The sequence below is a fragment of the Paenibacillus sp. J2L1-98 genome (assembly GCF_056269405.1).
The window spans coordinates 1-11847 of the sequence record NZ_JBWDNW010000043.1 but is presented as its reverse complement, the minus strand read 5'-3'; the positions used below and the strand labels follow the sequence as shown (position 1 = coordinate 11847).

The window sequence follows — 11847 nt, the reverse complement described above, 5'->3', positions numbered from 1 at the left end:
AACTTAATGATCGGCCGCGGGATCGCCCTGCGGCCTTTTTTACACCCGCGATTTGGTGATAAGGCCGGACGCAGATCCTCGGGCCTCCAGAAGCCTTTCCTTCATGAAGTCCCTCCCCCTCTTCGAACAGCCGAAAACCGTTCGGCAGCCTGCTGAACTATCGGGCAGTAGAGCGTAATGTACATATTAGTTTAGAATTCTGTTGAGGGTTGGAAATGGGCAAAGAACTTGATGAAATAATTGTTAAATCATTTTTTAATAAAACAATTCAACAAAGAGTATTGTTTGAGTTATCTTCACCGAAAAAACGTCTTGATGCTATACAGAGACTGAATCACAATTATTCAGTTACTCTCCGTAAGGAATTTATGATTGAAATTCCCAGGCCTAATTCTAACCCCAAAAGGATAGCAGAAATAATGAAAATGCACGGTGCTGGAGAATTTTGTTACTCAATTTCGTGGTGTGAAGAAATTGACGGAAAAGAACTCCCCCTATTAATGGCATTAGAAAAAGCTGTCGGATTCGGAATGCCATCAATGATTTCGTGTATTCCAGGAAAGCTGGCTTATTTTGAAGGGGAACAAGAATATGGTGCTTCACCAAGATTTATATTAAAAAGATAAGGATGTATTGAACTAACGGGTACGATAGTGGAGCAAGCTGCCGCGGTGCAGATGCTTCATTTTTTCACTCAACTACCATGAAAGAACGGATTAACTTTCTTGCTCTGTGGTATTAATTGAAATATAGGATATTATGTCTCTAGATTGCCTTACTTTAGGAATGAAAAAAATGGAAAAGGAGAACAAGCAATTATGTTAAGATGCTCTTGGTGTATGAAGAAAATTAAAGAAGATAACCCTTGTTTTGGTCTGAATGTTAAATTTAAAGAAGGTATAGATATTAATGAGCAGGAAGGGAAGATAATCTCATTACACTTAACGAGTAGAAATACAAGTGTACCATTTATTGTTGTGGCAAGTGGATCAGAAGCTAAACAACAAGGTACTGATGGAATTTTTGCAATTTGTAGTGAGAAGTGCGGAACCAAAATGAAAAGTACATTAGATAAAGAAATCGATTTATTTTCTGGTTACTCAACAATATTGAGTGAATTTATGTGATATATATTTTTTTTATTAGCTCGAAAAGGATAGTCCTTCAAATCAACAACTTTGACATTGACCAGATTGAAATTCCCTAGAGAAAGTGATTTGGCTACGAACAAGTGCTATCTCCAATTGTATAAAATGTGGAAATAAGCTTTATGTAGGAGATAAGATGAAATACCATTATAATGAAGGACATCTTGATTATTTACATTTGACTTGCGAATCTTTCGATTAAGCTAACGGGTACGATAGTTGAAAAAACAAGGAGCGATCTGTCGTTGGCAGCTGCTCCTTGTTTTTTATTTAGCTAAAGGGCAGGCTAACTTAGAGGGGAATGATATACTCTTATTCAAAGAACAATTATTTGAAATGAAAGTGGGTCCTAAAATGGACAATGGAAAATACGAAGAAATTCAGGAATATGATAAAGATTCTGCAATTCAGGAATTGAAATTAGGAGACGACAAAAGGATCATAAATGCTTTGCTTGGACTTGCCCTTAATGAGGAAGATTGGAAATGGGTACAAGATATTTGTATACAATTTATCAATCATAGTAATTCCAATGTTAGAGGAATTGCTGTACTTTGTTTTGGTCATCTGGCTAGAATACATAGACAATTAGAAACTGAAAAAGTTCTACCCATTGTTAAAAAGGCACTTAATGATTCTAATGATTTTGTAAGAGGTCACGCTAACAGTGCATTTGATGATATTCAATTTTTTTCAAAATAATTAAAATCGATTTGGTGCATGCACCAGTTTATTACGCTAACGGGTACGATAGTTCAATAAACTCACGACAACATCCGGCCATTGCATGCTCCCCTTACGATAGACAGGTGAATTATAAATAACCTGTTAGTATAAGGGAAGCCTACAATTGACGATTAAGCCATCCGATGACGATTAAGCCATCCGAACCTACAAGAGCGTATTCAAGCAGACCGCTCCGATTTCGCGCACGCGGATCGTGAACAGTTCCGTGCCGGTCGTACGCCCGATTAGTTCCCGGTATTCCGCTACCGCCGCATGTGGCAGAACGGCGAGAATGACGCCGGCGAAGCCGCCGCCGTGTACTCTGCAGGCACCGTCGCCCAACCGGTCGATGAAACGTTCGGTAATGGCGAGTGTAAGCGCAATCCCCTGTTCACGGGATACCGATTCTTGGTAGATGTTCTGCAGCCATTTCCACGAGGAATTACCTGAAGCGGTAATATACTTCAGCACGTTCTGCCACTCGCCCGCCTTAATTACCTCTACCTGCCGCCCGACGCGGTCATTTTCATCCAGGTAATGCAGCGCCCGCAGCACCGCTCGATCTCCGGCAGTTTCACGGAGTTCCGCGAGCCGGCCGTAGATCATCTCTGCCGTCAAATCGCGACACACCTCTACACCGAAGGCTTGCGCCACCGCCCGCATCTCGTTCGGGATCGAAGCATAATCCTCCGTCAGGTCAGCATGGTTACCGCCGGTACTGACGATGATAAGGCTGTAACCCGCTGCTTCAAAGGTACCTGGAATACGCTCGATCTGCGGCTCTGCCGGCTCCTTAAAGTCGATTGTGATCATACCGCCGTGCGAGCAGGCCATCTGGTCAAGCATCCCTGATGGCTTGTTCCAATAAAGATTTTCGGCATACTTTCCGATGCGCGACATCATGACCGCATCCATCTCTCCGTTGTTATAAAAAGTACTTAGAATCTGGCAGATCAGAACTTCAAAAGATGCTGAGGAGCTGAGTCCTGACGCCGGAAGCACGTTACTGCTGACGTAAGCATTGAATCCGCCGATTCGGTACCCGTGCTGCTGGAAACCGTGTGCAATACCGCGGATCAAAGCAGCCGTCCCTCCCTCGCCTGCCTGCGGTTCCAGATCATCTAGATTGATGACTGACATGCCTGGATACCCTTCGGAAATTACCGAAATGACTCCGCTGTCCATGGCTGCTGCAGCCGCAATCGTATCTAACTGAATACTAGCCGCCAGCACCTTTCCATTGTTATGGTCCGTATGATTGCCGCCTATCTCTGTGCGACCCGGCGCACTGAAGTATTTCAACGACTCTGTCTTTCCATATTGCGCACTGTATCCTTCCATACACCTCTGGTACCTGTCGATCTGTCGCTCTCGTTCTTCGCTGCCGTACATCTGCTCCAGCAGCTGTTGTGCCTGAGCCGAATCAAAAAGCTGCTCGAATTGATCGTTCATCTTGAATGTTCCTCCTGGTTCTAACTGTTTGAGTAGTAGTTATCATGTCCATTGTACCGAAAGGCAGCGTTCACGGATAGGACATTTATGAAAGCAATCGGTACTGCGGGGTTATTCTTCGGGCGCGCGACCAGCTGTGTCGCAGCACGGAAGGCGTGCCGCGCCGCGCCCGGCAACCAGGAATCATTCGATTTAATTTCATCAGTAGGCTGTGAGAGTATCCTTTAAGTGCGCCGCCATCAGGGAGGAAGATTGATCAAGCCCCTCCTCTACGCCCTCGAGACCAAGGTTGGTTTTGTAATTGGAATCAATTATCAGAAAAAAAGTATTAGACTAAAAATTAGTTTTAGACTGGACCGGTAACGTGACGTTAACGGGCAGTTTAGCGTAACTTCTCTTTGAATATTGCGTCTAAAATTAAAACGTTTACCAAAAGGAGGAATAATTATAAAAACCGTTTATCGTGGATTATTTTATTCGTTGTTGCCTGGCTTCTTTATGTTTCTCACTGATGTGTTATATAACCAGAAAGAGACTAAAAAAATAAACATGGATATCGAAGCTAACCCATTGTCCAACATTTCTCAATACTTCCCAAGGAACCATTACTTATTGACTGACTACTTATGGCTAGATGTAAGCATAATTCTTATCCCTTTGTTTTTTATTATCCTATTTACGAGTACCATCTTGGGTAAGATTAAAACTTCAACTCGTTACGCAAATGGGTCACGGTAGTTAAATAAACTAATTCACGAGGCTGTCTCGGAAACAATCGGCGGACTTCTTCCGTTAACAGGCAGATTTGTTCAACAAATAAATGGAGGAATGGCTCTTCATGAAGCATATAAAATGCTTACTTTTGTTATTTGTCATTGTTTTATCGTGGTTTTCGTCGAATATAGAAGGTGCTTTTGCCAGCACCTACCCAAGTAGCGTTGCTTGGAATAATTTCTTGTATAGTCTTTCTGCCGAGGAAGTCGACAGCAAAGACAACGGCAATAAAATTGGAAAAATTAAGCACCAAAGAACTCCGATGCCATTGAAAAGCGGCGAGTCAAACATAAAACATCATGTGGGAAGCTCGTTGTTTGAAATTAAAGGAGTGGATATTGAGGATGCAATTGCAGTTAAGGTAGATGATAAGTTTTTCAAGGCATCCCAAGTAGGACCGCTTCAAGAGCTGTCCAATGAAAAAACTTGGGTAGCAACATTGTCCGTTGTCGGTCTTGTGGTCGTCCTTTTAACAACCATGATTATATGGAGAAATAGGAGACGTATAGGTTAGCTCATTCCACTAACGGGTACGATAGTTCAATCTCCAAATAAGACTAGGCTGCCGACATGGATCGGCAGCCTAGCTCCGTCTTTGACCATTGACGTAAATATCCCGACATGATAATTATAATTTTATTCCATACGTTTGCGGGTGGTACCAGCTACGCTGGTATTGCCCCAATCATAACGAAATTCAAGTGCATGAAGTTAACATATATATCCAACTACTTTGCCCCTGGTGACAGCGACGCTGGTACTACCCCGATTAACAAAAAAAAGAACAGCGGCCACGAAGGGCCGCTGCTGCTATATAAGTGTGTCTGTGATTTAAATTCTAATTTCATAGGAGTAGGTTGAAGGAATCGTATACGTTGTAGGACCAGACACATTCCCTGCAGCATCAACCGCTTTTACTGAGATCGGATTGCCACTAACACCAAAATAATTGCCACTATAATTTTTGTTGTAAAAAGTTGTTTTGCCGTCACTCGTGACCAGATAGCCGTATACTTCTACATTATCCGTCGAGCCATATATGTTTACTCTCACAGAACCATACGCATAATATGACGAAACCGTAGGCGGGGTTGGCGCTTGGGTATCGGAAGAAACCGATCCGGATTGGATCTGTACATTGACGTCGTCCAAATTGATGTGTCCCCAGCTGGTGTATTTGTTGTCCAAAACCTTGATATACAGTTCTTGGCCTACATATTGCTGTGCATCCCACTGCACTCTGCGGTAAGTTTCCGAGTTGTTGCCGGTCGCTTTGAAGAGCTCGGCCCCGTCGGAAACCCTGGTCAACGCAACATAAAGATTGTTGATATCATTTCCGCCGCCAATCAGAAAATCAATACTGCCGTTACCGCTGAGCACAAAATTTTCCGATTTGAGAACAGAACGTGGATAATCAGAGTCTCCATTCTCATTAAAGCCCCACAGATGACGAATACCGTCCTGGTTAAAGGTGCCGCCCCACCAATTGGTCTTAGAAGTGACATACTGCTCAGGGTAATAAGAAGGAGTGGAGAAGGATACGACGGTCCAGCCTCTAAAATAGGAAGGAAATTGATCTCCATTAATAGCGCTCTCGAAGGAATGGTTGAACAGTTCCTTCGGCTGGACTTGAACATTGACATCGTCGATATTCACATGGCCCCAATCGCCTGTCGCTTGATCCACGACCTTAATGTACAGATTCTCTCCGATATAAGAGGCCGCATCCCAGGACACTCTCGAGTATTGCTCCGTTTCGGCCCCTGTTGCCTTAAAAAGAACCTGGCCGTCCGAAGCCCGCACAAGCGCTACATACAAATTATTGATATCATTGCCTCCAGAAATTAAGAAATCGATTTGACCCTGTCCTCCGAGGGTGAATAATCCGGATGACAAAACACCTGTTTGACCGTCGCCTCCATCCTTATACCCCCATAAATGGTGATTTCCGTTCTGATTGAAGGGACCTCCCCAGAAGGAAGTATCCGATGTAACGTCAGCTGCTGAAAAAGCAGTCCCGCTTTCAACCTTCCAGCCGGTCAAATCTCCCGTTTCAAAATCATGGTTTATGAGGTCTGTATAAGTGTCGGTGGCAGTAGCGGCCGAAGCCGGCATTTGAACGAAAAGACTTGCTACTAGCGTACTTGCCATCAATAATGACAATCTGTTGCGAAAGTTTCTGAGATTCGTTAACATTTGGGATCACTCCTAATAATATTTGTTATAAAGCTAAAATCTAAAATCTACTAACTCTAATCTTTACTATATAAACATTCATGATCTTCCGCTCGCAAACCTAGCATGAAAATGGTAGCGAGGTTTGCAACTGCAAGAAACATCCCATACTCTGTAAGTTCAAGAATGGATCGCTTATCACATATTTGAGATCATTGGAAATGCACCCCACTCTAACTAGTCATGATGATATAATAAATTTGAATCGTTGTCGTTGGGAAAAATTATTGAGAACTTGTCAAAAATTGCTTTTCTTGCTTGGGCGAAGGCCTAGTGAGACGGCTCTTGCTCTAGTTCGTAAGATTATTCCCATAAAATGTAATTTAGAGGACCAGCTTATTTTTAAAGCTGGTTTAACTTGTCCAGAACGCGAGTCATTTCCCGGCAAAGATACAATGTACCGTTTTTTAAATCAAGGCGGTTATGCGTGGCGGCGGTTCTTGCTGTCGCTTAGCGGAGAGACGGTACGACGGATCGAAAACCTGACCTCGGCGAGCAGAGAGACCGCGTTTATCTTTGACGACTCAATGTTTGAACGGAATAGAAGCAAAGCCGCCGGGCTGCTCGCTCGGTTTTGTGCTCTGGCTCAAACCGTTTTTGCTTGTCTAGATAGGAAAAATAAGTGTTTTTTGCGATTTGGCACAACCAAACGTTGATTTTGCATTGGCCCTTGAATGTATCGATGCTCCTTAAAGACTTAAAAAAAGTTTCTTGTGTAATTTCTTCAGCAATGGATTCATTACGACTTAACGAAAGCACAAACAAGTAGATGTCTTGGAAATATTGCTTGTAGATATTTTCAAAATCCTTCAGATTTTCACCTCCTTACGTATATATGATTGCCTTCCTACCATTTCGTTACATTTGGTAATTAAATAATAGTGAAGTTCACATAGAAAAACTACTTTACTCAGGCTAAAATGACAAAGGATTGTTACACACAGCACGGAGAACCGTACCACAAGTCATTGAGCTAACGGGTACGATAGTTGAATGAACGAAGCGTAAACCAGTCCTTTAAGGGGGCTGGTTTTTTCGGTACATAAGATATGTTATGTACTGAAAGTGTCGTAAAGCTAACTGGCAGGATAGCGTAATAACTCGAGTGTAACTTATAATGGATTGGATACGTTACTTATAGTGTGATTTGAAACAAATAATGATGGGAGTTACGAATGTGAAAATAAAAAAAAGGTCTTTTATTCTGATAGTTGCGGCATTTTCTTTGATGATAATAGCTTTTTTATTCTTTAATTTCTATAGAACTAACATAGACGTTTTTAGACAATTTCTAAGCTTCTCGGTAACGATAAATAATCAATCAGACTACGATATTGTTTCTGTAGAAACGGGGACAGTAGAAGGCCCATCGGGGGAAATTAAAGCTTCTAAGGATTATTATTCGAAGACAATTAAAAGTGGCGAGAAAGTAAAAATAAAGCCCAAGCTAAGTTTGACTGGTGAAGGAGGCATCTATTTAAAATATAACGATTCAAGAGGAGAAACCATATCAAAAGCGGTATGTTCGTATACTGAGTCATTGTCGGGATATTCAGAAGTCACAATTAATAATGACAAAGTAACTATTGAAGAAAATTGTAGGTGAAATTTTTCGAGTGTAATTTCTTGCTAGGGAATGGTACAGCTCGTGTCAATTTTTCTTGAAGAAGTTATATTATTGAAATAATCCATTGAACTCCCTCAGTACGATAGCTGAATAAACATCAGAGAAGGCTGTCGACAAAACGGGGTACGATAGATCAATACTCACCAGGACGAGGCTGCCGGTATGGACTGGCAGCCTCGCTGTGCTAACTGGCAGGATAGTTTAATTAAAGACGTTTTTTATTGACCGCAATTAATTGATTTCGATTAGAATAAGATCAAATTACTTTCGGAGGTCAAGGAATAATGTGGATAAAAAGATAAAACAACTATTCAATCAAGATGTATTGAGACAGGCCGCGGAACGTTATGGTATACGCGAAGACTCAATGATCGATTTAAATGGGTTTCAAAACTTCGTTTATTCTGGGTTGGTCGGAGATCGTGAAGTTATTCTAAGAATTGCCCATATCACACATCGGAATGAAACATTAACGAAAGCGGAATTAGATTTTATCATGTTTTTGGCGGAGTCTGGTGTAAAAGTAGCTAGACCGATTCAGTCTTTAACTGGTGATCTTCTTCATACAATTGACGATGCTTTTGTTGTTACAGCCTTTGAGAAAGCCCCTGGCAGAAATGCAAAAATTGCCGAGGAGAGCAATACTTTTTATGAGAATATAGGTCAATTTGTTGGAAAAATACATAAGCTTTCACTTCACTATCCCCCCCAACATTTACGCTATGAATGGAATGACAATGCTTTATTAGCTTCATTTAAAAACTATTGTCCGTCAGAATTATATAATAGTTTCGACCGTTTAATTGGGGAAGTTAGCGCTCTTTCCAAGGATAAAGATACATACGGACTTATTCATGGGGATGTCAGCTGCGGTAATTATCTAAATGATGGGGATAAGGCCCATATTATCGACTTTGACGAGGCGGAATATAGCTGGTTTGTGTCTGATATTGCTACTCCATTATTTTACGAAATCCCTATCCCGTGGGTTGTGGATGGAGAGGTAAGGAAGGAGATTACAAAGCGCTTTTTTTCCAACTTCTTAAACGGCTATTGTAAAGAAAATACTATAAGTCAAGTATGGTTAAAGAAAATACCTTTATTTATCGATTTAAGACAAGCTAGAGTTTTATCCGCGCTATATAGAAGCAGAGATTTTAATGCTCCTGATTGGAGTGAATGGCATGAACAAGCTCGACGCTTCTATTATTTCAACTTACTGAATAACACACCATATATTGATATGGACTTTTCGCGAATGTAAAATTGTTTATTCCTCTAATGGGTACGATAGTGGAGCAGCTTGCTTCGTGGAAGCTCCTCTTTGGAAATAATGAGTTATAAGGTAGTGGTATGTTCTGAACACGGCAAATATCCTATTTATAACTGGACTACTATTGATGTTGTTAGGAGTGTACTTTTGGAAAAAAGGAGGCCCTGACCAACCGTTTTGGGCAGCCATCCTAGAAATAATAACGAATATATTCCTTGAGTTAGTTTTTACAAGTTATCGCACATGGGCATTGATTTTTTGGTTGATCGGATTTGTGATGGTATTGTTAGGGTGTATTTCGTTTTCTATGAGTACGTTAAGATAACAGATACCTGATTTTTGATTGTTTCGTTAACGGAGTAACTATAACTGAGGAGTTTGCTACAAGGCAGCTCTTTTTTCGTTTGTTGAAGTAACGGGTAGTTGAAATGAAAATGGTTGGTCAACAATAGAAAGTGGGGCGAGGTGAAAGGAGAAGTATTCATGGCTACAATGAAGTTAATCAGCAAAGAAAAAGGGATTGAGTCTGTTCAAAAATGGTTTGAGATACCACATTCGAACAAAATCAGAAAAGCTGTATACCGCAGAAATCAAGACAATAACACCCCTTTTTATACACTAGATTTACAATGGAGTAAGGGTATCGAGGTTGTTTTAGATGCTCTAACTGGTCAGATCGTGGAGTTTAGAGGCAAGGAACCTATCCTCAATACAAATAAACCATCAGAAATGGATCACGTTATATTCGAGCTACTTCATTCAAAAGTATTGGACTGGCTTGTTAAACTAGAGTTGCCAATAACCAATTCGGAGCTACTCATTTCTAAGAAATACATGGAGGGTAACAATGAGCGCTTCGAACTGGAATATTTCCGCCAGAAAGATGGCTTCAAAGTTCGTGACTATCAGATGTTGTATTTCGTTTTCAATAATAAGCACGATATTGTGGGCCTCCGTGTGCGTTGGGACGACGTTCAATTTGTGCCCATAGAAAAATACTTATCCGCTGAAGAGATTGAGCAAAAGCTATCTCTTGAGCAACTGGTATTGGTGTATTTCCCTCGCCAAAGTAATCCCATTTACGCATGTAAAGATGAATGGTTTGATGCAACAATAGGGAGAAAAACAGTATCAGAAGAAATAAGTGTGGTTGAAACCATACAATGGGCACAGCAATTAGAGGTGAAAAAGAAGAAAATAAAAGCGCCGAGTAAACCCCTTATTTCCAACAAGTTATTTGAGTCATTAACATTGGAAGATGAGATAACCGAAGTGGACTTATCGGAACCACACCCCTTTCGGGAAGAAATAACAGAAGAAGAAAAGATACGAGTTGTCGAAATAGCGGTCACCTGCTTACAGGAGCAGTATCCCGAAGAAAGCGGACATTTTGCGTTGGTAGAACGGTCAGATAAACCAATGGTGGAATCTGAGTTTGGTAACATCGTTGTACGATTCCACCGTATAATAAACGGTATTCCCTCTCTAGGAACCGTAGTGCAGATATGGATCGATCGTAGTAAGGGGAAAGTTTTAATGGTGCATGATCCCCAGGAAATGTGGGAGGAAAAGGGTGTTACCGAAGTAGATACGATTCGAGATGTCATATCCGCTGAAACCGCTTGGTTGCAACTAAAAGATAAAATTTCCCTTTCGCTCGGGTATCGGGTTCATCCGTATAACCTGCGTTCCGAATCACCACTAAAACGTTTAGCGACTTTAGAGTATGAATTGCAATGTAATTGGATTTGCGATGCCATCACTAACCAAGTATTCAACTATTAGTTTTATCGTGTCATTAAACTATCGGGTACGATAGTTAAACACTAAGAGGGCTGCCGCAGGCGGCCCTTTGTTCAGTTAACAGGCGGATTACATTAACACAAGGAGTTTGTATTGTACGAGGCGAAGTTAAGTGTAGACTAAAGTTACAGTCATGTAATAGGAGGAAAATATGGACAAGGTACTGTTTACGAAGGCACTCGAGCACCTTGAACTGAACGGTTCCCTAAGGAAGGAATTAGTCTCAAGTGAAGCAATAAAATTTTTAACAAAGCACAATGCTCCCCAACCAATAATTGACTTCTTTAATGAGTTTTCTTACTCGCAGCCTATTCGGTTTAATAATGTTTACTTTAACTACGTTAATGAAATCGCAAGTAACAACTTAGAAGATGAAAATCAAGCATGCATTAATAACAGCTTAATTATCATAGGCTCGGGTTTAAATGGCGATCCCATTGTATTGGATTTAACAACTTTGACTGTTGGATACGTATTCCATGATGAGCTCTGGGAGCAGGAAAGTGATGATTATAATCCCAGAGAGCATTCCTTTATTGATTTAAAGTGTTCAATTGGAGCATTTTATCTCAACATTGTAACGATTGATAATTATCCAGTGGATGCAAATCAAGCAGAGGAATTTATTAAAAAATAGGCGTTATTAGTTCAACTAACGGGTACTATAGCTCAATGATGACACGACGGCAGCCGGCCAGTGAACTGCACCCCGTCAAGTAGACAGTACAAATAACAAAAATCAATTAAGCGGCCTTGGTCCTAAATTCCATCGGACTGAGGCCGTTTAGTTTTGCTTGTAACCGTTCGTT

11 protein-coding genes and 1 pseudogene are annotated in these 11847 nt (G+C 41.1%); 9 read left to right on the top strand and 3 right to left on the bottom strand.

What is annotated here, in order from left to right; translation table 11 throughout:
* The first annotated feature begins 215 nt into the window (after nucleotides 1-215).
* From AC0YNZ_RS30825 to AC0YNZ_RS30815, 3 genes are all read left to right on the top strand, one after another.
* Entirely contained in the window at nucleotides 216-626 is a 411-nt protein-coding gene (locus AC0YNZ_RS30825) for a hypothetical protein (protein ID WP_475830187.1), read from the top strand.
* 213 nt (nucleotides 627-839) lie between these two features.
* Nucleotides 840-1127, top strand: coding sequence for a hypothetical protein (locus tag AC0YNZ_RS30820; RefSeq protein WP_475830186.1), 288 nt, complete (start codon nucleotides 840-842; stop codon nucleotides 1125-1127).
* A 240-nt stretch (nucleotides 1128-1367) separates the two neighbouring features.
* Nucleotides 1368-1850 (top strand): hypothetical protein, encoded by a 483-nt coding sequence (locus AC0YNZ_RS30815; protein WP_475830185.1) that lies wholly within the window; start codon nucleotides 1368-1370, stop codon nucleotides 1848-1850.
* A 189-nt stretch (nucleotides 1851-2039) separates the two neighbouring features.
* On the opposite strand, the gene AC0YNZ_RS30810 is transcribed toward AC0YNZ_RS30815, so the two are convergent.
* On the bottom strand, nucleotides 2040-3326 hold the full coding sequence (locus AC0YNZ_RS30810) for a galactokinase (RefSeq protein WP_475830184.1): 1287 nt from the start codon (nucleotides 3324-3326) through the stop codon (nucleotides 2040-2042).
* Nucleotides 3327-4164: 838 nt separating this feature from the next.
* Between AC0YNZ_RS30810 and AC0YNZ_RS30805 the strand changes: the two genes are divergently transcribed.
* Nucleotides 4165-4614 carry a hypothetical protein gene (locus tag AC0YNZ_RS30805; RefSeq protein ID WP_475830183.1) on the top strand — a complete coding sequence of 150 codons (450 nt, stop codon included), beginning with the start codon at nucleotides 4165-4167 and terminating at the stop codon, nucleotides 4612-4614.
* 317 nt (nucleotides 4615-4931) lie between these two features.
* Here AC0YNZ_RS30805 and AC0YNZ_RS30800 read toward each other — a convergent pair whose 3' ends face one another.
* On the bottom strand, nucleotides 4932-6296 hold the full coding sequence (locus AC0YNZ_RS30800; RefSeq protein WP_475830182.1) for a hypothetical protein: 1365 nt from the start codon (nucleotides 6294-6296) through the stop codon (nucleotides 4932-4934).
* A gap of 410 nt (nucleotides 6297-6706) precedes the next feature.
* Between AC0YNZ_RS30800 and AC0YNZ_RS30795 the strand changes: the two are divergent.
* Nucleotides 6707-6910, top strand: a pseudogene (locus AC0YNZ_RS30795) (IS4 family transposase); the annotation flags it as partial.
* Here AC0YNZ_RS30795 and AC0YNZ_RS30790 read toward each other — a convergent pair.
* Nucleotides 6846-7130: an RNA polymerase sigma factor gene (locus AC0YNZ_RS30790; RefSeq protein WP_475830188.1), complete on the bottom strand. Its 285-nt coding sequence runs from the start codon at nucleotides 7128-7130 to the stop codon at nucleotides 6846-6848. The pseudogene AC0YNZ_RS30795 and the gene AC0YNZ_RS30790 overlap by 65 nt on opposite strands.
* Before the next feature lie 382 nt (nucleotides 7131-7512).
* Here AC0YNZ_RS30790 and AC0YNZ_RS30785 point away from each other — a divergent pair, with 382 nt between their 5' ends.
* The 4 genes from AC0YNZ_RS30785 to AC0YNZ_RS30770 all read left to right on the top strand — a co-directional run bounded on the left by AC0YNZ_RS30785 (nucleotide 7513) and on the right by AC0YNZ_RS30770 (nucleotide 11675).
* Nucleotides 7513-7941 carry a hypothetical protein gene (locus AC0YNZ_RS30785; protein WP_475830181.1) on the top strand — a complete coding sequence of 143 codons (429 nt, stop codon included), beginning with the start codon at nucleotides 7513-7515 and terminating at the stop codon, nucleotides 7939-7941.
* A gap of 307 nt (nucleotides 7942-8248) precedes the next feature.
* Nucleotides 8249-9226: a phosphotransferase enzyme family protein gene (locus tag AC0YNZ_RS30780; RefSeq protein WP_475830180.1), complete on the top strand. Its 978-nt coding sequence runs from the start codon at nucleotides 8249-8251 to the stop codon at nucleotides 9224-9226.
* A 492-nt stretch (nucleotides 9227-9718) separates the two neighbouring features.
* Nucleotides 9719-11020: a hypothetical protein gene (locus AC0YNZ_RS30775; RefSeq protein ID WP_475830179.1), complete on the top strand. Its 1302-nt coding sequence runs from the start codon at nucleotides 9719-9721 to the stop codon at nucleotides 11018-11020.
* 169 nt (nucleotides 11021-11189) lie between these two features.
* Nucleotides 11190-11675, top strand: coding sequence for a hypothetical protein (locus tag AC0YNZ_RS30770; protein WP_475830178.1), 486 nt, complete (start codon nucleotides 11190-11192; stop codon nucleotides 11673-11675).
* The last annotated feature ends 172 nt before the right edge of the window (nucleotides 11676-11847 follow it).